Genomic DNA, 25002 nt, shown 5'->3' with positions numbered 1-25002 from the left:
TTGCCCCAGTTTTCACTCTATGCAGAACGTTATGACAACTCGATTTCCCCTGATATTACTGCTTAATGTCGCCGGTCTGGCGCTTTTCTTCTCCTGGTATATCCCGGCGGATCATGGTTTCTGGTTCCCGCTGGATTCTGCCATTTTTCACTTCTTCAACCAGGAGCTGGTGAAGAGCAACGCGTTTCTTTGGCTGGTGGCAATTACCAACAACCGTGCCTTCGACGGCTTCTCGCTGCTGGCCATGGGTTGCCTGATGCTCTCTTTCTGGCTGAAAGAGGATAAAGCCGGGCGTCGGCGTATTCTCATTATCGGTCTGGTAATGCTGCTGTTTGCTGTCGTCATTAACCAACTGGCAACCGCGATTATTCCGGTTAAGCGCTCAAGCCCAACGCTATTCTTCACCGATATTTATCGCGTCAGCGAACTGCTGCATATTCCAACAAAAGATGCGTCGAAGGACAGTTTCCCCGGCGATCACGGTATGATGCTGCTTATTTTTTCCGCAATTATGCTTCGCTATTTCGGCAGAAAAGCCTTTGCCATAGCCCTGATTATTTTTGTGGTTTTTGCCTTCCCGCGCGTAATGATTGGCGCTCACTGGTTCACCGATATTGCCGTCGGTTCGCTCTCCGTGGCGCTGATTGCGCTGCCGTGGTGTTTGATGACCCCACTGAGCGACAGGATAATAGCGCTGTTCGATCGCTATCTTCCCGGCAGAGCACAACAACAATTAAACAAATAACTAACCTAAATTAACGTGAGCTATCAGGGATCGACATGATCCCTGATAGCTCTCCCGCCAAGATCGTTTCTCACTGTCATATTCCTGTCATCACATTCATGATAAAAATGAATCAATTACGCGATTACGCGGCGGATCTGCCGGTATTTTGAGCATTTCCATGTTTTTACTTTCTGTATCACATTTTCTTATAAAAAAAAGGCTTTTTTTACTCGCATTACCCCAGGCAATCGGTTAATCTCGAACTCGTTTTGCCCCATAGAGATAATTATTTCAATGGCAAATAATTTTGTGCGCTGAGCCACAAATGTGACCAGAAAGAATTGTCTCAATGTGAACAGATAATTAGTCTCGTCACGTTTGGCATTTTTATAACGATATTTGTCGTTAAGGACTTCAAGGGAAAATAAACAAAATGGTCAAATCTCAACCGTTTCTGAGATATATCTTACGGGGGATCCCGGCGATAGCAGTCGCGGTACTGTTGTCTGCATGTAGTACATCGAACACCGCAAAGAATATGCATCCTGAGACGCGTGTTGTGGGAATGGAAGATTCCTCGTCACTGCAAGCCTCTCAGGATGAATTTGAAAATATGGTTCGTAATCTGGACGTGAAGTCCCGCATTATGGACCAGTATGCTGACTGGAAAGGCGTGCGCTATCGTCTTGGCGGCAGCACAAAAACAGGTATTGATTGTTCCGGGTTTGTACAGCGTACGTTCCGCGAGCAATTTGGGTTAGATCTTCCGCGTTCAACCTATGAACAGCAGGAGATGGGCAAGTCGATTTCACGTACCAAACTGCGCACCGGTGATTTAGTCCTGTTCCGTGCCGGTTCTACAGGTCGACATGTTGGCATCTATATTGGTAATGACCAGTTTGTACATGCCTCCACCAGCAGCGGTGTGACCATTTCCAGCATGAACGAACCGTACTGGAAGAAGCGCTACAACGAAGCACGCCGCGTACTGACCCGCAGTTAATATGACTATCGTATCGTTGGTTATCCCTTGGCTGACGATATGATGAAAAAAAGCACTGCTTCGGCAGTGTTTTTTTTTGCCCGTTACACTGAATACATCCAGCGGCATTTCAGGAATCACGACGCCTATGCTCACCCGCTATTTCTCCAGCAATCGCAAAATACTGATCCTTAGCATCATCACAGGCCTGATCGCCGCCCTGCTCCTGGGTTCGTTGCAATTTTTCTGGAGCTACCACAAGCGGGAAGTCAAATTCGACACCCTGATCCACGATGTGAGCATCTATATGGAGAGCTATTTCGATGAGTTAAAAAATTCTATCGATGTGCTCCAGCCGCTCACGTTAAGCAATTGCCACGATGTCAATCAGGAACTCACCTCGCGCGCTGCCTTTAGCCTTAACGTTCGCGCATTTCTGCTGGTCAGAGACAAAATGGCGTTCTGCTCTTCTGCCACGGGGCCGATGAATTCCCCGATGGAGGAGCTGATACCTGAGCTGCACATCGATAAACAAATTGATATGGCATTGCTTCCAGGCACCCCGATGCTGCCCAACAAGCCCGCGGTTGCCATCTGGTACCGTAACCCGCTAGTGAAGGACGGCGGCGTGTTCACCTCGGTGAATCTTAATCTGACGCCTTATCTGCTCTACACCGCGCGCCAGGACGAATTTGCCGGCATTGCCATCATTATTGGCGATCATGCGCTGTCAACGCGCTCCAGCACACTGGTCCTTGCGCATGACCTGCATGAAACTCCGGCCCGTACCGCGACGCTGAAAGACGTCCCCCTGACCATAAACCTGTATGCGGACGCCTGGACCAGCGATGAAATTCTCTACGCCCTGTTCTTCGGGCTGGTATGCGGTATTTGTGCCGGATCGCTCAACTACTATATCCTCAGCATTCGCCTCAGCCCGGGTAAAGAGATTTTAAGCGCGATTAAGCGCGGTCAGTTTTACGTGGTTTATCAGCCTGTCGTCGATGCTAAATCGCTCCAGATGACCGGGCTTGAAGTGCTGATGCGCTGGAAACACCCGACAATGGGGGAAATTCCGCCGGACGCGTTTATCAACTTTGCCGAAGCGCAGAGGCTGATTGTCCCGCTGACGCTGCATCTCTTTGACCTTATCATTCACGATGCGCCCGTGTTACAAACCCTGTTACCTCCGGGAGCAAAGGTGGGTATCAACATTGCGCCGGGGCATCTGCATGCAGAAAGCTTCAAAGACGATATGCGCACCTTCAAAGCGCTACTGCCGCAGGATTACTTCCAGATCGTGCTGGAAATTACCGAGCGCGATATGCTCAATCACCGGGAAGCCAACAGCCTTTTCGAATGGCTGCATAATGAAGGGTTTGAGATAGCCATTGATGATTTTGGCACCGGCCACAGCGCGCTGATTTACCTTGAGCATTTCACCATGGACTACCTCAAGATAGACCGTGGATTTGTTAATGCGATAGGGACTGAGACGGTGACGTCACCGGTGCTGGATGCCGTCCTGACGCTGGCAAGACGGTTGAATATGTCGACCGTCGCCGAAGGGGTGGAAACGCCGGAACAGGCCGCCTGGCTGCGCGAGCACGGCGTTAATTTCCTGCAGGGATACTGGATTAGCCGCCCGATGCCGCTGGCGCAATTCCGCGAATGGCGGCCTGATATTTCGCCCGAGGGTGATTAATTTCACATTGCCCGCGACGTCACTTATTATTCAGCTTAACCGAGCCGGTCTGTAAAAGAGGGAGCCGCCGCGAGATGCTTATGCGCTTTATGTTGCTGATGTTGGCACTAACGAGCCTGTCCAGCCAGGCGCAAGCCATCAAAGAAAATACCGCCTTCGCGGTGATTGGCGAGCCGAAATATGCGGTCAATTTTACACACTTCGATTACGTTAACCCTGCCGCGCCGAAGGGCGGAAAGGTCACGCTTTCCGCCACGGGAACATTCGACAACTTCAACCGCTTCGCCCTGCGCGGCGTGGCGGCCGCGCGAACGGAATCGCTTTACGATACGCTCTTCGTCACGTCGGATGATGAACCCGGCAGCTACTATCCGCTGATTGCCGAGAACGTCCGTTATGCCGATAACTTCGCCTGGGCGGAAATCTCGCTGAATCCGCGAGCGCGTTTTCACGACGGTACGCCGGTAAAGGCGAGCGACGTCGCGTTCACCTTCCATAAATTCATGACCGAAGGCGTCCCCCAGTTCCGCATCGTGTATAAAGGGGCTTCCGTCAGAGCCATCGCGCCGCTCACCGTGCGCATCGAGCTGAGCGAACCGAACAAAGAGAATATGCTCAGCCTTTTCTCGCTGCCGGTAATGCCTGAATCGTTCTGGAAAAATCATAAGCTAAGCGACCCGCTTTCCACGCCGCCGCTGGCAGGCGGCCCATACCGCATCACCGACTGGCGCATGGGGCAATATGTTGTTTACTCTCGCGTGAAAGACTACTGGGCGGCCAACCTGCCGGTAAACCGCGGGCGCTGGAATTTCGACACCCTCCGCTATGATTACTACCTCGACGATAACGTGGCGTTTGAAGCATTTAAAGCCGGCGCTTTTGATTTACGCGTCGAGAGCAGCGCCAAAAACTGGGCGACCCGCTATATCGGCAAAAATTTCGCCAAAGGCTATATCGTCAAAGACGAGCACAAAAATGAGTCTGCCCAGGACACACGCTGGCTGGCGTTTAATATTCAGCGTCCGGTATTTAATGACCGCCGGGTGCGCGAAGCGATATCTCTGGCCTTTGATTTTGAGTGGATGAACAAGGCGCTGTTTTACGGGGCTTACAGCCGTGCGAATAGCTATTTCCAGAACACCGAATATGCCGCGCGCGATTACCCGAAAGCCGATGAGCTGGCTCTGCTGGCACCGCTGAAAGCGGAGCTGAAAGCGGAGCTGCCGCCACAGGTGTTCACCACCGTGTTTCAGCCACCCGCGTCGAACGGTGACGGTTACGACCGCGACAACCTGCTGAAAGCCAGCAAGCTGCTGGATGACGCGGGCTGGCACCTGAAAAATCAAAAGCGTGTGGATGCCAGAACGGGTAAGCCTCTCAGCTTTGAACTGCTGCTCTCCTCCGGGGGCAACGATCAGTGGGTACTGCCGTTTAAGCACAACCTTGCGCGGCTGGGCGTGACCATGAACATTCGCCAGGTCGATAACGCGCAGATCACCAGCCGCATGCGCAGCCGTGATTACGACATGATGCAGCGCCTGTGGCCCGCGCAGCCGTGGCCCAGCTCCGACCTGCAAATCTCCTGGGCCTCCAGCTACATCGACTCTTCATACAATGCGCCCGGGGTAAAAAGCCCGGCGATTGACGCGCTGATTGCGAAAATAGTGGCGGCGCAGGGGGATAAAGAAAAACTCCTGCCGCTCGGGCGCGCCCTCGACAGGGTCCTGACCTGGAACTACTACATGCTGCCGATGTGGTATATGGGCGAAGATCGCCTTGCGCGCTGGGACAAGTTCTCCGTGCCTGCCGTGCGCCCTGTCTACTCCCTGGGCTTTGATACCTGGTGGTATGACGTTAACAAAGCCGCCAGACTTCCCGCTGAGCGGCGATAAGGAATCATCATGGGTGCCTATCTTCTCCGTCGTCTCCTGCTGATTATCCCCACCCTGTGGGCCATCATCACGATTAACTTTTTTATCGTGCAAATCGCCCCCGGCGGCCCGGTCGATCAGGCGATTGCCGCCATTGAATTTGGCAACAGCGGCGGCATGCCCGGCGGCGGCGGTGAAGGGATGGGCGCGAGCCATGCGCGAACCGGCGTAGGGAATATCAGCGAAAGCCATTATCGCGGCGGACGCGGGCTGGATCCGGAAGTGATCGCCGAGATCACCCACCGCTACGGCTTTGACAAACCGATTCACGAGCGCTATTTCAAGATGCTCTGGGATTACATCCGCTTTGATTTTGGCGATAGCCTGTTTCGCAGTGCGTCAGTGTTAACGTTGATCAAGCAAAGCCTGCCGGTTTCGATAACGCTGGGGCTGTGGGGAACGCTGATTATCTACCTGGTCTCTATACCGCTCGGGATCCGCAAAGCGGTGTATAACGGCAGCCGGTTTGATATCTGGAGCAGCACGTTCATCATCATCGGCTACGCCATCCCGGCGTTTCTGTTTGCCGTCCTGCTGATCGTCTTTTTTGCCGGGGGAAGCTATTTCGACCTCTTCCCGCTGCGGGGGCTGGTCTCCGCCGATTTCAGCTCCCTGCCGTGGTATCAGAAAATCACCGACTATCTCTGGCATATCACGCTGCCGGTGCTGGCCACGGTCATTGGCGGGTTCGCGGCCCTGACCATGTTGACCAAAAACGCCTTTCTCGATGAAATTCGTAAGCAGTACGTTGTCACGGCCCGCGCTAAGGGCGTGAGCGAGAAGCAGATCATGTGGAAACACGTGTTCCGTAACGCCATGCTGCTGGTGATCGCCGGGTTTCCGGCCACGTTCATCGGCATGTTTTTTACCGGCTCGCTGCTGATAGAGGTGATGTTCTCGCTCAACGGCCTGGGGCTGCTGGGCTATGAGGCTACCGTGTCGCGCGACTATCCGGTGATGTTCGGCACACTTTATATTTTCACCCTGATTGGCCTGCTGCTGAATATCATCAGTGATATCAGCTATACGCTGGTCGATCCCCGAATCGATTTTGAGGGCCGCTGATGCCGCGTTTAAGCCCCGTCAACCAGGCCCGCTGGGCCCGTTTTCGCCACAACCGCCGCGGCTACTGGTCGCTGTGGATTTTTGCCGTGCTGTTTGCCTTAAGCATGTGTTCGGAGCTGATCGCCAACGACAAGCCGTTGCTGGTGCATTTTAACGACCGCTGGTACGTGCCGGTTATCGCCAACTACAGCGAAAGCGACTTTGGCGGCCCGTTTGCGACACCGGCGGAGTATCAGGATCCGTGGCTTCGCCAGCAGATTGAGCAGCACGGCTGGGCGCTCTGGGCGCCGGTGCGCTTTGGGGCAAACAGCATTAACTTCGCCACCACGACTCCGTTCCCTTCCCCGCCCTCCGCGCAAAACTGGCTGGGAACGGATGCTAACGGCGGCGACGTGCTGGCGCGCATCCTGTATGGCACGCGAATTTCTCTTCTCTTTGGGCTGATGCTGACGATCTTCTCAAGCGTAATGGGCGTTGTGGCGGGTGCCGTTCAGGGCTACTACGGCGGGAAAATTGACCTGTGGGGCCAGCGGGTTATTGAAGTCTGGTCAGGCATGCCAACGCTGTTTCTGATCATCCTGCTTTCCAGCGTGGTGCAGCCCGGCTTCTGGTGGCTGTTAGGCATCACCGTCCTGTTCGGCTGGATGGCGCTGGTGGGCGTGGTGCGCGCGGAGTTCCTGCGCACCCGCAATTTCGACTACATTCGCGCCGCGCAGGCGCTTGGCGTGAGCGACCGGGGGATCATCTTCCGCCACATGCTGCCCAACGCGGTCGTGGCAACGCTCACCTTCCTGCCGTTTATTCTGTGCAGCTCCATCACCACCCTCACCTCGCTTGATTTTCTTGGTTTCGGGCTACCGCTGGGTTCCCCGTCGCTCGGCGAACTGCTGCTGCAGGGCAAAAACAACCTGCAGGCGCCGTGGTTAGGCATCGCCGCCTTTCTTTCCGTGGCCGTGCTGCTGTCGCTGCTAATTTTTATTGGCGAAGCCGTGCGCGATGCCTTCGATCCGAACAAGGCGGTATAAAATGAGCCAGCCTCTTCTCAGTATTGATAACCTGTCGATTGCTTTTTCTAAGCAGGACGAGACGCGCACCGTGGTCACCGACCTGTCGCTGCAGATCCAGACCGGGGAAACGCTGGCCCTGGTGGGCGAGTCGGGTTCAGGCAAGAGCGTTTCGGCGCTCTCTATCCTGCGCCTGTTGCCCTCTCCGCCGGTAAGCTACCCGCAAGGGGATATTCTGTTTCACGGCAACTCGCTGCTGCATGCCGACGAACATACCCTGCGCGGCATTCGCGGCAACAAAATCGCGATGATCTTCCAGGAGCCGATGGTTTCCCTCAACCCGCTGCACAGCCTGGAGAAACAGCTCTATGAAGTGCTCTCCCTGCACCGGGGGATGCGCAAAGAGGCCGCGCGGGGAGAAATTCTGGATTGTCTGGAACGAACCGGCATACGCAATGCGGCCAAACGGCTGAATGATTTTCCGCACCAGCTCTCCGGCGGCGAACGCCAGCGCGTGATGATTGCCATGGCCCTGCTCACGCGCCCAGAACTGCTGATAGCCGACGAGCCGACGACGGCGCTGGACGTAACGGTACAGGCGCAAATACTGACGCTGCTGCGGGAACTGCGTGACGAGCTGAACATGAGCCTGCTGTTTATCACGCACAACCTGAGCATTGTGAGAAAGCTGGCCGACAGCGTCGCGGTGATGCAAAACGGACGATGCGTTGAACAGAATAGCGCGTCCACGCTGCTGAGCGCGCCGCAGCACCCCTATACGCAGCGTTTGCTCGACAGCGAACCCTCCGGCGCCCCGGTTCCCCTCGCGGCTGACAGCACGCCGCTGCTGCGCGTTGAGGATCTGTCCGTCTCGTTCCCGATCCGCAAAGGTATTCTGCGGCGCATCGTCGACCAGAATCCGGTGCTGAAAAACATCCGCTTCTCGCTGCGCCCGGGAGAATCCCTGGGGCTGGTGGGCGAATCCGGTTCGGGCAAAAGCACCACCGGCCTGGCGCTGCTGCGCTTAATTGCCTCCCAGGGCGAGATCCTCTTTGACGGTATGCCTCTGCACCGCTGGAACCGCCGTCAGATGCTGCCCGTGCGGCCCCGCATGCAGGTGGTGTTTCAGGATCCCAACTCCTCGCTTAACCCCCGGCTCAGCGTGTTACAGATTATCGAGGAGGGGCTGCGCGTGCATCAGCCCGGCCTGAGCGCTCAGCAACGGGAACAGGAGGTTATTCGGGTGATGGCCGAAGTGGGCTTAGATGCCGGGACCCGCCACCGCTATCCGGCTGAATTCTCCGGCGGGCAGCGCCAGCGTATCGCCATTGCCCGCGCGCTGATCCTGAAGCCGGAGCTGATTATTCTGGATGAACCGACGTCGTCGCTGGACAGAACCGTTCAGGCGCAGATCCTGGCGCTGCTGAAAGGGCTACAGGAAAAGCACCGCCTGGCCTATATCTTTATCAGCCATGATTTACAGGTGGTGCGGGCGCTATGCCATCAGGTGATTGTGTTGCGTCAGGGAGAAGTGGTCGAGCAGGGAGAGTGCCAGCGCGTATTTAGCGCGCCAACGCAGCGCTACACGCGCCAGCTGTTGTCGGCAGACTAGCGGTCAGAACGGGTACTGGCCGGAGAAAGGCTCCGCGATGGCAACGCCAAAATTTTTCAGACGGCAGGTGGCGGCAAACTCGTCCTGGCTTTTCACAAACAGGCACGGCTCACCTTCGCACTCCAGCACGGAGCTGTCCACTTCGATATCCGTCAGGGCCTGGCTGAGACGCTCCATTACCCGCCATGCATTTTCGTCGCTCGGGCTCAGCAGCTTGAGCGCCACCAGGCAGTTTTCAAAGCCCGCGACGTTTTGCGGAATCGGTTCAACTTTCGAACCTGCAAAACCCGTCGACCAGCGATAGCTCTGGGGCAAGCGATGGACAATAGAAAGTTGTAATGTATTCACGTTCGTTCCCCGGAAGCAAAATTTACTTCACAATTTATTTACATTTATAGTAACACATCATCGCCAGCCTGCACTCTTCAGCGCTTTTTTATCGGTATTCAGGCTCGCGTCGGCGCTATATGTACCCGTTTCTGCGATCTAACTCAACCTTTTTGAATACAATGATGTGACTTTTTACACAAATAGATTTTACATAAAATAAACAAACACGGAATAAACGAACGGGGGTTTGGTTGATATGCATCAACAAAAAAGGCCCTGCCGGGCCTTCTCTGTATTCTAGTGGGCCACTTTTCGCGGTCGACTGGCGTAAAGATAGAAGAGTATCGAGCTGGTTGCGCAAAAAGCCATCGCCCACAGCATGGGCCATGCCGTTGTAAAGGTGGCCATCGAAAGCAACGCCCCGACGATAGCGCCGATGCCGAAGCGGAACGTCCCCGCCAGGGAAGAGGCGGTGCCCGCCATATGCGGAAACTCATCCAGGATCACCGCCATCGCATTAGATGACACCATCGACACGCAGCCGACAAAGGCCGCCACGCCGACCACCAGCGCCCAGAAGCCCACGCCCAGAAACGCGCTCGCCACCAGCCAGATCGCCATCACAAACTGGATCCACAGCCCGGCGCGGAACATGTTCAGCGCCCCCACCCGCCGGACAAAACGGCTGTTGATGATGGTCATGATGAACAGGAAGACGATGTTAAGCGCGAAATAGTAGCCGAAGTGCTGCGGCGAAACGTGGTTCAGCTCGATGTAGACAAACGGCCCGGCGCTCAGGAAGGAGAACATCCCGGCGAAGCTGAACCCGCTTGCCAGCATATAGCTGAGCACGCGCTTGTGGCGAAACAGCGAGGCAAAGTTGCCGATGGTGGTTCGGATGTGGAATTTCTGACGGCGCTCGACGGGAAGCGTTTCATCAATAAAGAAGAAGACCATCGCCGAGGCCAGCAGCGCGGCCAGGGCCAGGATCCAGAAAATCACATGCCAGCTAAACCATACCAGCACCGCACCACCGGCCATCGGGGCCACCAGCGGCGCAATCGTCGTCACCAGCATCACGAACGACATCATGCGGGAGAACTCTTCTTTCGGGTAGATATCACGCATCAGGGCGTTAATCACCACGCTTGCCGCAGCCGCCGCCAGACCGTGGAAGAAGCGCATGATAATCAGATGATCGATGGTCTGCGCCAGCGCACAGGCAACCGCTGCGGCCGCAAAGACCAGCGTCCCGCCCAGAATGACGGGCTTGCGTCCAAGACTGTCCGCCATCGGGCCATAAAACAGCTGGCCGAGGGCAAAGCCGAGAATATAGGTGCTGAGCGTCATCTGCGCACTGCCCGCCGGAACGCCAAACTGCGCGGAAATGACCGGCAGTGCGGGCAGGTACATATCAATAGACAGCGGCATCAGCATGGCCAGCAGGCCAAGAATGAAGACGATTTTGAACGACGAGTGTGGCCTGGTGGTCACAGAGCTCTCCTGAAATTAGTGCGAAGGAAGACCGACGCTGGCGATCTCTTCTTCCGTTAACGGGCGATATTCGCCAGGCGCCAGGTCGGGATCGAGCTCAATCGCACCAATCCGTTCGCGATGCAGGCCAACAACGTGGTTCCCCACCGCGGCAAACATACGTTTCACCTGATGGTAACGCCCCTCGCTGATGGTCAGACGGACCTCCGTCGGCGTGATCACCTCAAGCACGGCGGGTTTGGTCAGATCTTTTTCATTATGCAGCTGAACGCCTTTCGTGAATTGCTCTGCCGTGTCATCCGACACCGGCGACTCCAGCGTGACCAGATAGGTTTTCTCGCAGTGGTGACGCGGGGAAGTAATGCGATGCGACCACTGCCCGTCGTCGGTCATCAGCACCAGACCCGTGGTGTCGATGTCGAGGCGGCCTGCGGCGTGCAGCTTGTGCGCCACCGGTTCGTCGAGGAAATAGAGCACCGTCGGGTGATCGGGATCGTCCGTTGAGCAGACGTAGCCTTCCGGCTTGTTGAGCATGAAGTAGCGCGGACCGTGCTGCTGGGTCAGCGGATTGCCGTCATACTCCACCTGATGGTCAGGTTGCAGTTTGAACGCGCTGTCTCTCACAATGTCGCCATCCACGGTAACGCGGCTGGCGCGAATTTCGCGCCCGGCAATAGCGCGGCTTACGCCGAGTTGCTGAGCGATAAACTTATCAAGTCGCATGAAATCTTTTTAGCCTTAATGGTGCTGGAAGTCGGACAACAGGTCCGAAAAAAGAAGCAGTCTGGAACGGTTCAGTATAATGGTCTGGTTGCGCCACTCAAGGGAAAAAGTTTCGTGGCATACTATGTGCGGAATAACGAAACCGAGACCCCATGACTTTTACACTTCGTCCCTATCAGCAGGAAGCCGTTGACGCCACCCTCGCCTGGTTCCGTAAACATCGCGAGCCGGCGGCGATTGTGCTCCCGACCGGCGCAGGCAAAAGCCTGGTCATCGCCGAACTGGCGCGTCTGGCCCGCGGTCGCGTGCTTGTGCTGGCGCACGTCAAAGAGCTCGTCGCGCAAAACCATGCCAAGTATTGTGCGCTTGGGCTGGAGGCCGATATTTTCGCCGCCGGGTTAAAGCGTAAAGAGAGCCACGGCAAAGTGGTCTTTGGCAGCGTGCAGTCGGTGGCGCGCAATCTGGACCTGTTTCGCAGCGAATTTTCGCTGCTGATTGTCGACGAATGTCACCGCATCAGCGATGACGACGACAGCCAATATCAGCAAATCCTGTCCCACCTGAAAGAGGTGAACCCTCATCTGCGCCTGCTGGGCCTGACGGCGACCCCGTTTCGCCTGGGGAAAGGCTGGATCTATCGCTACCATTATCACGGCATGGTGCGCGGCGATGACAAAGCCCTGTTCAGCGACTGCATCTACGAACTTCCGCTGCGCTACATGATTAAACATGGCTACCTGACGCCGCCTGAACGGCTGGATATGCCGGTGGTACAGTACGATTTCAGCCGCCTGCAGGCCCAGAGCAACGGCTTATTCAGCGAAGCGGATCTCAACCAGGAGCTGAAAAAGCAGAAGCGCATTACGCCGCATATTATCAGCCAGATTGAGGAGTTCGCCGCGACGCGCAAGGGGGTAATGATCTTTGCCGCCACCGTTGAGCACGCGCGTGAAATCACTGGATTACTGCCCGCTGGCGACGCGGCGTTAATCACCGGCGAGACGCCCGGCCCGGAGCGCGACCGCCTGATTGAGGCCTTTAAAGCCCAGCAGTTCCGCTATCTGGTTAACGTGTCGGTGTTGACTACCGGCTTTGACGCCCCGCACGTCGACCTGATCGCCATTTTGCGCCCGACCGAATCGGTCAGTCTGTATCAGCAAATTGTTGGCCGCGGCCTGCGTCTGGCCCCGGGGAAAACCGACTGCCTGATTCTGGATTATGCCGGTAACCCGCACGATCTCTATACGCCTGAGGTCGGCGCGCCAAAAGGAAAAAGCGACAACGTGCCCGTACAGGTCTTTTGCCCTGCCTGCGGGTTTGCCAACACCTTCTGGGGCAAAACCACCGCCGACGGTACGCTGATCGAACACTTTGGCCGCCGCTGTCAGGGCTGGTTTGAAGATGATGACGGGCATCGCGAGCAGTGCGATTTTCGCTTCCGCTTTAAAAACTGCCCACAGTGCAATGCCGAAAACGACATTGCCGCTCGCCGCTGCCGGGAATGCGACACGGTGCTGGTTGACCCGGACGACATGCTGAAAGCGGCGCTAAAGCTGAAAGATGCCCTGGTGCTGCGCTGTTCCGGCATGGCGCTGCATCCCGGCGCCGATGAAAAAGGTGAGTGGCTGAAAATCACCTATTACGATGAGGACGGGGCGGACGTCAGCGAGCGCTTCCGGGTCCAGACGCCTGCTCAGCGAATGGCCTTCGAACAGCTGTTTATCCGCCCGCATACCCGAACGCCGGGCGTTCCCCTGCGCTGGATAACCGTAGCCGATATCGTGCGTCAGCAGGTGTTATTGCGCCATCCGGATTTTGTCGTCGCCCGTAAGAAAGGCCAGTTCTGGCAGGTGCGCGAGAAACTCTTCGACTATGAAGGTCGCTTCCGTCGCGCCAACGAATTGCGCGGTTAGCGGGACTTTTCATTGATGTGAGGGGCATTTGAGTATAAAATGCCGCCCGCTTCACATCCGTGAGGCAGAACACTCACCTGCTGCTGGGTCGCCTGTAGTAGGGTTTTAAATACAGAGAGAAATCAATGTTCACTATCGAAGCAGAAGTACGTAACGTGCAGGGTAAGGGTGCGAGCCGCCGCCTGCGTAACGCTAACAAGTTCCCGGCTATCGTTTACGGTGGCGAAGCTGCTCCAGTTGCAATCGAACTGGATCACGACAAACTGTGGAACCTGCAGACCAAAGCTGAATTCTACAGCGAAGTTCTGACCATCGTTGTTGGCGGTAAAGAAGAAAAAGTGAAAGTTCAGGCTGTTCAGCGTCACGCGTTCAAGCCAAAACTGACTCACATCGACTTCGTTCGCGCGTAATCGCAAACTCGTCGAAAAAAACCCCGCTTCTGCGGGGTTTTTTATGGCTGTTATTTCCCACCCGAGGTGCGGCGCTGAAGCTGATCGCGCAGGTTCGGCGGCGTACCTTTAATGGTCAGCGTATCGGTGGCCGGATCCCAGAAGATGCGTTCACCCAGCAACATCGCGTCAAAGTTGATGGTTAACCCACCGCCGCTGCCGGCAAACTTGGTCAACTGACGCAGCGTGCTGCGATCGGCCGGGAAGCTCTCTTCAAGCTCATAGCCTTTCTCCGCGGTGAATTCCTGGAAGCTGACTTCGCTGACGCCCGCCAGCTCTTTTGACAGGGACTCCAGCTCAATCTCCTCCCCCGCCTGCAGCTGTTCGTTGCAGTAGCTGTATACCTGCTGACGCACGGTCTGGCGCTCAGATTTATCGAGCTGCGCTTCAGCCGTAAAGTCGTCAACCGCCTGGAGCAGCCCTTTATTCTGCGCTTTAGCGTTGAGCCCTTCGCTGGCACCGAGGAAATCCATAAAGAAATCCGCCACTTTGCGGCCCACGCGTCCCTTCAGGAAAGTCAGGTAGCGGGTTGACTCCGGGTTGGTTTCCCATTCGGTCAAATCAATACGCGCCACAATATCCGCATGGTTGATATCCAGATAATGCGTTGAGCTGATATCCAGCTGCTCGTTCACGCGCATGCTGCTTAAGTTATTCAGCACGGTAACCAGCAGATACTCTACCGCCAGGTAGCGATAGTGGCAGAACAGCACGATCCCACCGTCGGCGAACGGATATTTCGCCAGCTCGTCGCGCAGACGCCCGGTTGCGGCGCGGCTAAACGCGAGGAAATCCTCTTCGCCCTGACGCTGCAGGCGCAGGCTATCGGCCAGTTCACTCTCTTCGCTGAACAGACCATAGGCTTTATTTTTGGCGCTGTAGACGCGATGCAGCTCTGCCATCATCTCCACCACGGTCGCCGTGGGTTCCAGTAACGAATCGCGCAGCACCACTTCAAGGGTTTGCTCATCACGCTTGATAAGCTGGTGCAAGGCAATCTGGTTGATTTCCAGACTCATGATAAACTCTCCTTTTAGACCGGGCGGTATTCAACCACCACCAGGACATGTGTGCAACAACAGATAAAAAAGGGGAAAAAAAGCTGTTGCTACGGTAATATGTTGCCCTTTCATCAACAAACTGATTTTGATTTATGCCACAACATTCCCGCTACAGTGATGAACACGTTGAACAACTGCTCAGTGAGCTGGTCAACGTACTGGAAAAACATAAAACGCCGACCGATCTCTCCCTGATGGTTTTGGGAAATATGGTCACCAACCTGATTAACACCAGCGTTGCTCCGGCTCAGCGTCAGGCGATCGCAAAATCGTTCGCCCAGGCTTTACAGTCGTCCGTCAGCAACGACCCGGCCCATTAAGGGATACGAACAACAGTTTATGGTGACGAATCGTCAGCGCTACCGTGAAAAAGTCTCCCAGATGGTCAGCTGGGGGCACTGGTTTGCCCTGTTCAACATTCTGCTGGCGACGGTCATTGGCTGTCGTTATCTGTTTGTCGCAGACTGGCCAACAACGCTAACCGGGCGTATTTACTCCTGGATAAGCGTTGTCGGTCACTTTAGTTTTTTGGTTTTCGCCACCTATCTGCTGATCCTGTTCCCCCTGACGTTTATCGTCATGTCGCAGCGTCTGATGCGGTTCTTGTCCGCCATCCTTGCGACGGTGGGGATGACGCTGCTGCTTATCGACAGTGAAGTGTTCACCCGCTTCCACCTGCATCTCAACCCCATCGTCTGGGAACTGGTGATTAACCCCGACCAGAACGAAACGGCCCGCGACTGGCAGCTGATGTTTATCAGCGTCCCGGTGATCCTGTTGATTGAGATGCTGTTCGCCACCTGGAGCTGGCAAAAGCTCCGCAGCCTGACCCGGCGACGCCATTATGCGAAGCCCGTCGCCGCGCTCTTCTTCGTTTCCTTTATCAGTTCGCACATCATGTATATCTGGGCGGATGCGAACTTCTATCGCCCGATTACCATGCAGCGCGCTAACCTGCCGCTCTCATACCCGATGACGGCCCGTCGCTTCCTCGAAAAACACGGCCTGCTTGATGCGCAGGAGTACCAGCGCCGTCTTATCGAGCAGGGTAACCCGGAAGCCGTCAGCGTTCAGTATCCTCTGAGCGACCTGAACTACCGCGATATGGGACGCGGGCAAAACGTCCTGCTGATCACCGTCGATGGCCTGAACTATTCCCGCTTCGAGAAGCAGATGCCTGCGCTGGCCGCTTTCGCGAGTCAGAACGTCTCGTTCACTCAGCATATGAGCTCCGGTAACACAACCGACGCGGGTATCTTTGGCCTGTTCTATGGCATTTCAGCCGGCTATATGGACGGCGTACTTTCTACCCGCACGCCTGCGGCGCTGATCACCGGGCTGAATCAGCAAGGCTATCAGCTAGGGTTGTTCTCCTCCGATGGCTTTAACAGCCCGCTCTACCGTCAGGCGCTGCTGTCCGATTTCTCACTACCGACGGCGCAAAATCAGTCCGACGCGCAGACCGCCAGCCAGTGGATTAACTGGCTGCAGCGCTACGCCCAGGAAGATAACCGCTGGTTCTCATGGGTTGCCTTTAACGGCACAACGCTTGCCAACAGCAATAAAAGTGACTTTGCGCGCCGCTACGGCCGTGCGGCTGGCGATGTTGATGCGCAGATAGGCCGCGTGCTTGACGCGCTTCGCGAGTCGGGCAAGCTGGACAATACCGTGGTGATCGTGACCGCGGGCCATGGCATCCCGCTAGGTGACGAGACGAAGAGTATGAGCTGGTCTCGCCCGAATCTGCAGGTTCCGCTGGTGATCCACTGGCCAGGCACCCCGGCGCAGCGCATCAATATGCTCACCGAGCATAAAGATGTGATGACCACCCTGATGCAACGCCTGCTGCACGTCAGCACGCCAGCAAACGAGTATTCGCAGGGGCAAGATCTCTTCAGCGCCGCGCGCCGCCATAGCTGGGTGACGGCGGCGGGGAATAATACGCTGGTGGTGACCACGCCGAAGCTGACGCTGGTGCTGAACAGCAGCGGGAATTATCAGACGTATAATCTGCAGGGCGAACGGTTGAAAGATCAGAAACCGCAGCTGAGCCTGCTGCTGCAGGTACTGACGGATGAGAAGCGCTTCATCGCTAACTGATTAATAATAAACCAGTTAGCGACGGATTCCCTTGCATTCAAAACGGAATCGAGTAGTATTCTTTTTATGCGTCGGCACGTAGCGCAGCCTGGTAGCGCACCGTCATGGGGTGTCGGGGGTCGGAGGTTCAAATCCTCTCGTGCCGACCAAAAATACATTGAAAACCAGCCTGATGGCTGGTTTTTTATTTCGCTTCGTCCAGCGTTTTGCGCAGATACACAAGCGTAGCCAGACAAATCACCGCTCCGGCATAAAACGTATATTCCGCGCCACACGTATCCCATATTGCCCCTGCCCCCAGGCCAATGACCCACCAGCAGCCTTTCCCGAGACGCTTTAGGTTCTCTTTTTTGATAGGGTTCGTGCGTTTATGTTCGACGGGCGTTTTCGGCTCATGAAGGCCGAAGAAAATCATCTGACATAAAAAAAGCCAACCCGCAGGCTGGCTTCATTATCTGAGGTGAAGGCTTAGTGCTTCTCACGTCCACCCAGGAAGAAAATGCCCAGCGGGATTGCCAGCAGAACGGTGAACACCAGGCTGTAAACGAAGATCATTGCCGACTGCAGGACATACATGCTGGTTGTCCAGGCAGAGAGAGGAATGTTGTACTGTTCGATGACGCCAACAATGGTGGCCCGCCCCACGCACGCGGCGGCAATCATAAACACAACCAGCAGCGCCAGGAGGAATTTGCGGCCTTCAGGCGTTTTCAGTTTTGCACGAACCATCTCTCTTTCCTTTCACAGATGCATAACAATATATAGGGTCTAAAATAACACGAACTGGCACCCGACTCCACATCAGCATAAAAAACCACTAAACAGGAAAATAAAAAGCGCATAACGCTATCAATAGTGAAAAAGTAAGTAAATAACACCGGTCATTCATCGTTGTTATGTTAACCTGCGCAGGATCGTTTTGACATAAAGGAATGACAATGAAAAACGCACCTAAATTTGCCATCGCCCTCATCGCCGCCGCGTGCGTCAGCAGCAGCGCTTTCGCCAGCGAAACACCTAAAGAGCAGCCGCTGGAAAAAGTTGCCCCGTATCCGAAAGCGGACAAAGGGATGAAGCGTCAGGTGATTCAGCTGCCGGTTCAGCAGGATGAAGCGAACTTCAAAGTGGAACTGTTAATTGGCAAGACGCTGGAAGTGGACTGCAACCAGCACCGTCTGGGCGGTCAGCTGGAAAGTAAAACCCTGGAAGGCTGGGGTTACGACTATTACGTCTTTGACAAAGTGACCTCTCCGGTTTCCACCATGATGGCCTGCCCGGACGGCAAAAAAGAGAAGAAATTTGTGACGGCGTATCTGGGCGACAACAGTCTGCTGCGCTACAACAGCAAGCTGCCGATCGTGGTGTATACGCCTGAAAACGTGGAAGTGAAGTATCGCATCTGGAAGGCTGATGAGACTGTCGGACAAGCTGTAGCACGTTAAAACCAGGTCGGGTGCGCTCTGGTGCCATCACCCCAACCCTCTCCCACCGGGAGAGGGGGAAAATACCAAAAACGGCAACGTATGTTGCCGTTTTGCTTTTACCTTACAGCGCGATATCCGCAACCGGTTTGTTTTCCGGCTGAGGCTTCAGCTCCGCTTTTGGCGCAGCGTCCGCAGCCTGTGGCTTGATATATTGCAGCTGCAGTACGCGGCTGGTGTATTCCAGCTCCTGCTCCGTCGCGCTCACGTTGCCGTTTAGCTTCGTGCCGTAGGATGGAATAATGGTTTTCAGCTTCGCCTGCCATTCCGGGCTGGCGACTTTATCTTTAAACACTTTTTCCATCAGGTGCAGCATGATTGGCGCAGCGGTCGACGCACCCGGTGACGCACCCAGCAGCGCGGCGATGGTGCCATCCTTATCGCTTACCACTTCAGTACCCAGACGCAGCACGCCACCCTCTTTCGGATCGCGCTTGATGATCTGAACGCGCTGACCCGCCTGCCACAGACGCCAGTCTTCTTTCTTCGCCTGCGGATAGTACTCTTTCAGCGCCTCGAAACGGTCGTCGTCAGAGAGCATCACCTGGCTAATCAGGTATTTCACCAGGTCGAAGTTATCCAGACCCACGTCCATCATCGGCTTGACGTTAGAGGTGGTCGTGGCGCTGAGCAGATCCCACAGGGAGCCATTTTTCAGGAACTTGGTGGAGAAGGTTGCGAACGGTCCAAACAGCACCACGCGTTTGCCGTCAAGCATACGGGTGTCGATGTGTGGAACAGACATCGGCGGTGCGCCAACGGAAGCCTGACCGTACACTTTTGCCAGATGACGATTCACCACTTCCGGGTTATCGGACACCAGGAACTGGCCGCCCACCGGGAAGCCCGCGTAGTCATCAGCTTCCGGAATACCGGACTCCTGCAGCAGCTTAAGCGCCGCGCCGCCGGCACCGATAAAGACAAACTTCGCCTTGATGACGTGCTCGGCTTCGTTGTTTTTCAGATCGGCAACGGTCACGCTCCAGCTATTATCCGCGTTGCGCTTGAAACCGCGCACTTCGGTGCTGAGCTGCAGGTTGAAGTTCTCTTTTTTCTTCAGAGACGTCACCAGCTGACGGGTAATTTCACCGTAGTTAACGTCGGTACCAATTTCGGTACGGGTCGCCGCCACTTTCTGGTTCGGGTCACGACCTTCCATGACCAGCGGAGCCCACTCTTTAATCTGCGCGTGGTCTTCAGAGTATTTCATCCCGCGGAACAGCGTGCTCTGCTGCAGAGCGGCGTAGCGCGCGCGCAGGAAGTTAACGTTCTGCTCACCCCACACAAAGCTCATGTGCGGCACGGTGTTGATAAACGAGTGCGGATCGTGCAGCACGCCGCTGTTGACCTGGTGAGACCAGAACTGGCGAGAAACCTGGAATGCTTCGTTGATCTCGACCGCCTTCTCGATACTAATGGAACCGTCCTTTTTCTGCGGCGTATAGTTCAGTTCCATGAGTGCCGAATGGCCGGTACCGGCGTTATTCCAGCCGTTCGAACTCTCCTGCGCGACGCCATCAAGGCGCTCGACCATGGTCATAGACCAGTCCGGCTGCAGTTCTTGCAGATAGGTTCCCAGCGTGGCGCTCATGATACCGCCACCAATTAAAAGGACGTCCGTTTCCTGCTCTTTTGGTGCGTCAGCTTTCGCCGCCATGGAGACGGTGTTAAGCCCCACGGCCAGAGAAAAGAGCATGGCAGTCATTTTTTTCATAATTTATGCCTTAGTGTAAAAGTGCTTGATGCGTGGAAATTGCAGGTGAAAAAAGCTGCGGGGGCACGGTAACAACTTTTAAATATTGTTTAAAGGTTACGAAATTATTGTAATTGTGAAATTTAATGATGGATTGTTTGTGAGGAATTAGCGATGCGTCTGGTAAAGCGCGGTTTTACTGGCTAGTATGTGGCGTTTTGTGACCGCGCGCACGGAAGCCTGCCCTAACCAGCGAACTGTTATGTCCCTACCCCATTCTGCTGTATCCCCCGAAGACCGCGTAGCCAACGTGCTGCGTTCCCCAAAACAGCTGACGCGTGAAACGCTGGCAGGGGTGATCACCGCCCTGGCGCTGATCCCCGAGGTCATCTCATTTTCGGTGGTGGCGGGCGTTGACCCGAAGGTCAGCCTGATCGCCTCCGTGGTGCTGTGTCTTGCCCTTTCTGTACTCGGTGGTCGCCCGGCGATGGTCACGGCAGCGGCCGGCTCCGTGGCGCTGGTCATTGGCCCGATGGTGCATCAGCACGGCGTACAGTACATTCTTCCCGCCGTGCTGATGGCGGGCGTAATTCAGATTCTGTTTGGCGTACTGGGCATGGCAAGGCTGATGCGCTTTATTCCCCAGTCGGTCATGACCGGGTTTGTTAACGCCCTGGGCATTTTGATCTTCTTCGCTCAGGTGCCGCATTTCTGGAGCCGAAGCCCGCTGATTGTGGGCCTGTTCGTGCTGACGCTGCTGATCGTGCTGTGGGTGCCGCGCTATATCAAAAGCATCCCTTCCCCGCTGATTGCGATTGTGCTGTTAACCTTGTTCACCGTTTCAACCGGCCAAATCCTGCCGACCGTGGGCGATGAAGGCTCCATGAGCGGCGGTTTGCCGGGTCTTACCGAGCTGTTGGTTCCGCTCAATGTGCAGACGCTGAGCATTATCTGGCCGTGCGCGCTGAGCATCGCGTTTGTCGGCCTGCTGGAATCCCTGCTGACGGCAAAGCTGGTGGATGAGCTGACCTCGACACCGTCAGGTAAACGCCGCGAAAGCATTGGATTAGGCGTCGGCAATATTCTGGCCGGATTTTATGGCGGGATTGCAGGCTGCGCGATGATCGGACAAACCATCGTCAACGTGGAGATGGGGAAAGGTCGAAGCCGCATTTCAACCTTTGCGGCGGGCATTGTGCTACTGATTCTGGTGACGGCGCTCAGCGACGTGATGGCCAAAATCCCGATGGCGGTGCTGGCGGGTATTATGGCGATTGTCGCCGTCAAAACCTTCAGCTGGCACAGCCTTCAGCCAGACACGGTGAAAACGGCCCCGATAGCAGAAACGGTCGTGATGCTGGTCACGGTTGCCGCCACGGTATCCACCGGCAATCTGGCGATTGGCGTGCTGGGCGGGATTATCGTCATGGCACTCCTCCCCGCCCGCATTAAGCGTCGGCTTAAAGCAGAAAAACCGTCGCCAGCCCAAGAAAAATAAAGAAACCGCCGGTATCGGTGATGGCGGTGATCATCACGCTCGACCCCACCGCGGGGTCGCGCCCCAGTTTGGTCATCGTCAGAGGGATAATGACGCCCATTATCGACGCTACCAGCAGGTTCAGCACCATCGCCAGCATCATCACGCCGCCCAGGGCCATATCGTCGTACAGCCACCAGGTGATGCCGCCCATAATCCCGCCCCACACCAGGCCGTTGATGAGCGCGACGCCCATCTCTCTGAAAATCAGCCACGTAAAGTTACCGGGCTGAATATTTTCCAGCGCAAGGGCGCGAACGATCATGGTTATAGTCTGGTTTCCGGTGTTGCCGCCAATCCCTGCGACAATCGGCATCAGCGAGGCCAGCGCCACCAGCTGTGAAATGGTGTGTTCAAAACCGTCAATCACCCGGGAGGCGATAAACGCGGTACAGAGGTTAATGGCCAGCCACGCCCAGCGCGTTTTCACCGCCTTGCCCACGGAGGCATGGACGTCATCTTCCGCGCTGATCCCCCCGAGCGCACGCAGGTCGTTATCGGTCTCTTCATAAACGACGTCAACGATCTCATCGATGGTCAGACGCCCCATCAGTTTGCCGACGGAGTCCACGACGGCGGCACTCACCAGGTCGTCACGCTCGAAGGTACGCGCCGCTTTCTCCGCGTCGTCTTCAGGGGAGAAGACCATCGGCTCGTTTTCCATCACCTCGCTCACCTTCCGCTGGGTGCTGTTGAGCAGGATAGTTTTCAGCTCCAGTTCGCCAAGCAGGGTTTTATCCCGGGAGGTGACAAACAGTTTATCGGTGTTGTCCGGCATCTTGCCCAGGCGACGCAGGTAGCGCTGCACGGTGCCAAGCGTCACGTCCGGTCGCACCGTGATAACGCCGAACTCCATGATCGCGCCGACGCTGTTCTTTTCGTAGTGCATCACCTGACGCACACGCGCGCGTTCATCGGCAGGCAAGGAAGCCAGCAGGCGACCGGTCAGGTTTCGCGGCAGGTGCTGAACGAGGTAAATCTGCTCGTCGATATCCAGGGTTTGCAGAGCGTCGAGAATATCCCGGTCGCTCATCTCGTCGATCAGGTCGTCCCAGACGTTCTCAGAGGCCTCAAGCAGCACCTGCCCGCGCTCATGATCCTGCACCAGACGCCACAGGGCGTGACGTTCTTCAGAGGGAAGCGCTTCAAGGGTATCCGCCAGATCCGGCGGGGGTAAATGAGCAACCAGCGCACCTACCTCAGCAATATCGTCGGCCAGAGTGCCGACATCATATTGCTCAGCCAGGGTGAGTTTGCCTAATAGCGTAGAAGTGACCGCTTTATCGGTCGTGAGAAGCCAGATGAGTCGCGCGCGCTCCTGGTCACGCTGCCTGGCGCTGTTTTTCTTTAATACCGACATCAATCATAAATCCATTAAATGAGTTGGGGTTAAGCATAGCGCGGGGATATGTAAATAAGAATAAACAACGGGGCGGGATGGAGAAAAAAACGGCATTACGGCCACGATCTATCCCCTCTCCCTGTGGGAGAGGGTCAGGGTGAGGGCATCAGGCCGTGCGCGCCACCGCGTCACGCGAGGCCGCATCGCGCTCTTCACCGGTCAGCTCACTCAGCTTGCCGTCGCGCATCTCCAGCAGGCGGTCAGCATGAATGAAGTAGTGATCGTCGTGGCTGATGGCGAAAATGGTTTTGCCCATCTCCTGCATCAGCGGCAGCAGCACCTGATAAAACTCGCGGCGGAAATGCGGATCCTGATCCGCAGCCCACTCGTCCAGCAGGATGATGTCACGCTCTTCCGCGAGCGCCAGCAGCAGCGCCACGCGCTTTTTCTGCCCTTTGGAAAGCTTCAGATTGAGGATCTTCCCGTCCTGTAACTCCAGCTTGTGCGACATCTGCAGCTGCGCCAACCATTTTTCCACCAGCGCAGGATTGGCCTGTTGCCCTTCCGGCCCCAGCAGCCGATCGAACAGCCAGACGTCGGTGAACACCGCCGAGAAAAGCTTGCGGTAATCCTCGGGTTTCTCCGCGCTCAGCGCCGTACCATCCAGCAAAATCTCGCCCGACTGCGGCTGATAGAGCCCGGTCAACAACATCGCCAGCGTAGATTTACCGCTGCCGTTGCCGCCGATGAGGAACAGCAGTTCACCGCGGCGGATCGTCAGGTTGACCGGCCCCACGGAGAAGGCGCTGTCCTGATAGCGGAACGTGACGTTACGCAGCTCCAGCGTCTGCCAGTTCGGGAAGGCCTGCGGGCGCGGGAATTCAGCTTTAAACGGCGCGAGATCGAATTTTTTGAGCTTATTAAATGCCACCTGCGCACTCAGCAGGGTGGGCAGCGCACCGACCGCCGAGAGCAGCGGCGTACGCAAAAACAGCAGCGTCAGCGAGTAGGTTGCCGCTACGTTGGTGTCCGCCCAGCCCAGGCTGTTCGCCATCCAGAATACCAGGCCAATCGCCCCCAGCATCATAATGTTTGACCAGTTAACCGCGCTCAGGTGGAAGGTATCGGCGCGAATGATGTGATGACGGTATTCGCGCGCGTCCGGGATATAGAGATGATTAAAGATATGCTCGGCGCGCTCGCGATTCAGGGTGAGCTCTTTGCGCCCTTCCAGCACCGTCTGGTAATCGTTATAAAGCTTATCTTCGGTCTCGCGCAGCACCGCCATGTGTTTATAGACGCGCGACACCAGCATAAAGCCGCCCCAGATGGTGATCGCAATCCACAGGGCGGTCACCGCCAGCATTTTGCTGGAGAGCCAGGCGAGATAGGCCGCCGAGCCAAAGGTCAGAATGATCCCCTGCACAAGTTCCGGCAGACGCACGAAAGCGATGGTAATGGCGCGCACGTCGCTGGTCAGCCCCGCCAGCAGGGATGCACTGCCGAGCTGCTCAACGCGCTCAACCTGGGTATCGAGGATCCGCTTGATAAACTCACTGCGCAAACGGAAAACGAAATGGTGTCCGAGCGCGGTCAGCGCAAGCTGGGAACCGAGCGTCACCGCCATCAAAAGGAGCAGCAGGCCGAGAAACTCCGGCAGAACGGAGAGCGAAGTGTCGGTCATTTCAATCAACCGCACGTTAATAAACGCGATCAGGCCAATACCCAGCGCGGCGCTGGCAAGGCTTAACGCCATTACTGCGATGAAGGGCCAGCGATACTGACGCCAGACGAGGAGAAGTAGTTGCATGCAGGCAATCCGGACAATAAAAATCAGCCAGCAGTGTAAACTG

21 protein-coding genes and 1 tRNA gene are annotated in these 25002 nt (G+C 56.0%); 14 read left to right on the top strand and 8 right to left on the bottom strand.

Annotation, left to right across the window (positions count from 1 at the left end; all coding sequences use genetic code 11):
• The first annotated feature begins 31 nt into the window (after positions 1–31).
• The 7 genes from NUX24_RS07895 (at position 32) to yejF (ending at position 9026) form a co-directional block, all read left to right on the top strand.
• On the top strand, positions 32–745 hold the full coding sequence (locus tag NUX24_RS07895; protein WP_029740964.1) for a phosphatase PAP2 family protein: 714 nt from the start codon (positions 32–34) through the stop codon (positions 743–745).
• A gap of 415 nt (positions 746–1160) precedes the next feature.
• Entirely contained in the window at positions 1161–1730 is a 570-nt protein-coding gene (mepS, locus tag NUX24_RS07890) for a bifunctional murein DD-endopeptidase/murein LD-carboxypeptidase (RefSeq protein WP_008500946.1), read from the top strand.
• Positions 1731–1857: 127 nt separating this feature from the next.
• Complete coding sequence (locus tag NUX24_RS07885) at positions 1858–3414, top strand: cyclic di-GMP phosphodiesterase (protein WP_257830733.1); 1557 nt, start codon at positions 1858–1860, stop codon at positions 3412–3414.
• A gap of 74 nt (positions 3415–3488) precedes the next feature.
• Complete coding sequence (locus NUX24_RS07880) at positions 3489–5306, top strand: extracellular solute-binding protein (RefSeq protein WP_257830731.1); 1818 nt, start codon at positions 3489–3491, stop codon at positions 5304–5306.
• Between the two features lie 9 nt (positions 5307–5315).
• Positions 5316–6410, top strand: a complete 1095-nt coding sequence (locus tag NUX24_RS07875; RefSeq protein WP_045402802.1) for a microcin C ABC transporter permease YejB — start codon at positions 5316–5318, stop codon at positions 6408–6410.
• Positions 6410–7435 carry an ABC transporter permease gene (locus NUX24_RS07870; protein WP_023312492.1) on the top strand — a complete coding sequence of 342 codons (1026 nt, stop codon included), beginning with the start codon at positions 6410–6412 and terminating at the stop codon, positions 7433–7435. The genes NUX24_RS07875 and NUX24_RS07870 overlap by 1 nt, the downstream gene beginning before the upstream one ends.
• 1 nt (position 7436) lies before the next feature.
• Positions 7437–9026 (top strand): microcin C ABC transporter ATP-binding protein YejF, encoded by a 1590-nt coding sequence (gene yejF / locus NUX24_RS07865; RefSeq protein ID WP_257830727.1) that lies wholly within the window; start codon positions 7437–7439, stop codon positions 9024–9026.
• A gap of 3 nt (positions 9027–9029) precedes the next feature.
• On the opposite strand, the gene NUX24_RS07860 is transcribed toward yejF, so the two are convergent.
• From NUX24_RS07860 to rsuA, 3 genes are all read right to left on the bottom strand, one after another.
• Positions 9030–9374, bottom strand: coding sequence for a YejG family protein (locus NUX24_RS07860; protein WP_257830725.1), 345 nt, complete (start codon positions 9372–9374; stop codon positions 9030–9032).
• Positions 9375–9653: 279 nt separating this feature from the next.
• Positions 9654–10850 carry a Bcr/CflA family multidrug efflux MFS transporter gene (locus tag NUX24_RS07855; RefSeq protein WP_257830724.1) on the bottom strand — a complete coding sequence of 399 codons (1197 nt, stop codon included), beginning with the start codon at positions 10848–10850 and terminating at the stop codon, positions 9654–9656.
• Positions 10851–10865: 15 nt separating this feature from the next.
• Positions 10866–11573 carry a 16S rRNA pseudouridine(516) synthase RsuA gene (rsuA, locus tag NUX24_RS07850; RefSeq protein ID WP_023312495.1) on the bottom strand — a complete coding sequence of 236 codons (708 nt, stop codon included), beginning with the start codon at positions 11571–11573 and terminating at the stop codon, positions 10866–10868.
• A 152-nt stretch (positions 11574–11725) separates the two neighbouring features.
• On the opposite strand from rsuA, the gene NUX24_RS07845 reads away from it, so the two are divergent.
• Both NUX24_RS07845 and rplY read left to right on the top strand, forming a co-directional pair.
• Positions 11726–13486 carry a DEAD/DEAH box helicase gene (locus tag NUX24_RS07845; protein ID WP_257830722.1) on the top strand — a complete coding sequence of 587 codons (1761 nt, stop codon included), beginning with the start codon at positions 11726–11728 and terminating at the stop codon, positions 13484–13486.
• Between the two features lie 125 nt (positions 13487–13611).
• Entirely contained in the window at positions 13612–13896 is a 285-nt protein-coding gene (rplY, locus tag NUX24_RS07840; RefSeq protein ID WP_023312497.1) for a 50S ribosomal protein L25, read from the top strand.
• A gap of 50 nt (positions 13897–13946) precedes the next feature.
• Here the strand turns inward: rplY and yejK are convergent, their stop codons facing one another.
• Positions 13947–14954 carry a nucleoid-associated protein YejK gene (gene yejK / locus NUX24_RS07835; RefSeq protein WP_008500957.1) on the bottom strand — a complete coding sequence of 336 codons (1008 nt, stop codon included), beginning with the start codon at positions 14952–14954 and terminating at the stop codon, positions 13947–13949.
• A 134-nt stretch (positions 14955–15088) separates the two neighbouring features.
• Here yejK and NUX24_RS07830 point away from each other — a divergent pair, with 134 nt between their 5' ends.
• The 3 genes from NUX24_RS07830 (at position 15089) to NUX24_RS07820 (ending at position 17245) form a co-directional block, all read left to right on the top strand.
• On the top strand, positions 15089–15316 hold the full coding sequence (locus NUX24_RS07830) for a YejL family protein (RefSeq protein ID WP_008500958.1): 228 nt from the start codon (positions 15089–15091) through the stop codon (positions 15314–15316).
• A 19-nt stretch (positions 15317–15335) separates the two neighbouring features.
• Entirely contained in the window at positions 15336–17096 is a 1761-nt protein-coding gene (gene yejM / locus NUX24_RS07825) for an LPS biosynthesis-modulating metalloenzyme YejM (protein ID WP_257830717.1), read from the top strand.
• Between the two features lie 72 nt (positions 17097–17168).
• Positions 17169–17245 (top strand) — tRNA-Pro (locus NUX24_RS07820).
• 319 nt (positions 17246–17564) lie between these two features.
• Here the strand turns inward: NUX24_RS07820 and NUX24_RS07815 are convergent.
• Positions 17565–17825 carry a DUF2534 family protein gene (locus NUX24_RS07815; RefSeq protein WP_008500962.1) on the bottom strand — a complete coding sequence of 87 codons (261 nt, stop codon included), beginning with the start codon at positions 17823–17825 and terminating at the stop codon, positions 17565–17567.
• 209 nt (positions 17826–18034) lie between these two features.
• Between NUX24_RS07815 and eco the strand changes: the two genes are divergently transcribed.
• Positions 18035–18538 (top strand): serine protease inhibitor ecotin, encoded by a 504-nt coding sequence (gene eco, locus NUX24_RS07810; protein ID WP_047652539.1) that lies wholly within the window; start codon positions 18035–18037, stop codon positions 18536–18538.
• 103 nt (positions 18539–18641) lie between these two features.
• Here the strand turns inward: eco and mqo are convergent, their stop codons facing one another.
• Positions 18642–20291, bottom strand: coding sequence for a malate dehydrogenase (quinone) (gene mqo, locus NUX24_RS07805; RefSeq protein WP_023344564.1), 1650 nt, complete (start codon positions 20289–20291; stop codon positions 18642–18644).
• Between the two features lie 187 nt (positions 20292–20478).
• Between mqo and NUX24_RS07800 the strand changes: the two genes are divergently transcribed.
• Positions 20479–21768: a SulP family inorganic anion transporter gene (locus NUX24_RS07800; RefSeq protein ID WP_257830713.1), complete on the top strand. Its 1290-nt coding sequence runs from the start codon at positions 20479–20481 to the stop codon at positions 21766–21768.
• Here the strand turns inward: NUX24_RS07800 and mgtE are convergent.
• Together mgtE and NUX24_RS07790 are read right to left on the bottom strand one after the other, a co-directional pair.
• Positions 21731–23167: a magnesium transporter gene (mgtE, locus tag NUX24_RS07795; RefSeq protein WP_257830711.1), complete on the bottom strand. Its 1437-nt coding sequence runs from the start codon at positions 23165–23167 to the stop codon at positions 21731–21733. The two genes, NUX24_RS07800 and mgtE, sit on opposite strands and share 38 nt — an antisense overlap.
• Before the next feature lie 148 nt (positions 23168–23315).
• Positions 23316–24959, bottom strand: a complete 1644-nt coding sequence (locus tag NUX24_RS07790) for a multidrug ABC transporter permease/ATP-binding protein (RefSeq protein WP_047652739.1) — start codon at positions 24957–24959, stop codon at positions 23316–23318.
• Positions 24960–25002 lie beyond the last annotated feature (43 nt).

Origin of the sequence: Enterobacter sp. HG048 (assembly GCF_024702055.1) — a bacterium.
In the GTDB taxonomy this organism is placed as follows: Bacteria; Pseudomonadota; Gammaproteobacteria; order Enterobacterales; family Enterobacteriaceae; genus Enterobacter; species Enterobacter dykesii.
This window is presented reverse-complemented; position numbering and strand designations above follow the sequence as displayed.

Excerpts from the sequence above, each read along its gene's own strand:
- NUX24_RS07895 (WP_029740964.1), top strand. The coding sequence starts at position 32 with ATGACAACTCGATTTCCCCTGATATTACTGCTTAATGTCGCCGGTCTG.
- mepS (WP_008500946.1), top strand. The coding sequence starts at position 1,161 with ATGGTCAAATCTCAACCGTTTCTGAGATATATCTTACGGGGGATCCCG.
- NUX24_RS07885 (WP_257830733.1), top strand. The coding sequence starts at position 1,858 with ATGCTCACCCGCTATTTCTCCAGCAATCGCAAAATACTGATCCTTAGC.
- NUX24_RS07880 (WP_257830731.1), top strand. The coding sequence starts at position 3,489 with ATGCTTATGCGCTTTATGTTGCTGATGTTGGCACTAACGAGCCTGTCC.
- NUX24_RS07875 (WP_045402802.1), top strand. The coding sequence starts at position 5,316 with ATGGGTGCCTATCTTCTCCGTCGTCTCCTGCTGATTATCCCCACCCTG.
- NUX24_RS07870 (WP_023312492.1), top strand. The coding sequence starts at position 6,410 with ATGCCGCGTTTAAGCCCCGTCAACCAGGCCCGCTGGGCCCGTTTTCGC.
- yejF (WP_257830727.1), top strand. The coding sequence starts at position 7,437 with ATGAGCCAGCCTCTTCTCAGTATTGATAACCTGTCGATTGCTTTTTCT.
- rsuA (WP_023312495.1), bottom strand. The coding sequence starts at position 11,573 with ATGCGACTTGATAAGTTTATCGCTCAGCAACTCGGCGTAAGCCGCGCT.
- NUX24_RS07845 (WP_257830722.1), top strand. The coding sequence starts at position 11,726 with ATGACTTTTACACTTCGTCCCTATCAGCAGGAAGCCGTTGACGCCACC.
- rplY (WP_023312497.1), top strand. The coding sequence starts at position 13,612 with ATGTTCACTATCGAAGCAGAAGTACGTAACGTGCAGGGTAAGGGTGCG.
- yejK (WP_008500957.1), bottom strand. The coding sequence starts at position 14,954 with ATGAGTCTGGAAATCAACCAGATTGCCTTGCACCAGCTTATCAAGCGT.
- NUX24_RS07830 (WP_008500958.1), top strand. The coding sequence starts at position 15,089 with ATGCCACAACATTCCCGCTACAGTGATGAACACGTTGAACAACTGCTC.
- yejM (WP_257830717.1), top strand. The coding sequence starts at position 15,336 with ATGGTGACGAATCGTCAGCGCTACCGTGAAAAAGTCTCCCAGATGGTC.
- NUX24_RS07815 (WP_008500962.1), bottom strand. The coding sequence starts at position 17,825 with ATGGTTCGTGCAAAACTGAAAACGCCTGAAGGCCGCAAATTCCTCCTG.
- eco (WP_047652539.1), top strand. The coding sequence starts at position 18,035 with ATGAAAAACGCACCTAAATTTGCCATCGCCCTCATCGCCGCCGCGTGC.
- mqo (WP_023344564.1), bottom strand. The coding sequence starts at position 20,291 with ATGAAAAAAATGACTGCCATGCTCTTTTCTCTGGCCGTGGGGCTTAAC.
- NUX24_RS07800 (WP_257830713.1), top strand. The coding sequence starts at position 20,479 with ATGTGGCGTTTTGTGACCGCGCGCACGGAAGCCTGCCCTAACCAGCGA.
- mgtE (WP_257830711.1), bottom strand. The coding sequence starts at position 23,167 with ATGTCGGTATTAAAGAAAAACAGCGCCAGGCAGCGTGACCAGGAGCGC.
- NUX24_RS07790 (WP_047652739.1), bottom strand. The coding sequence starts at position 24,959 with ATGCAACTACTTCTCCTCGTCTGGCGTCAGTATCGCTGGCCCTTCATC.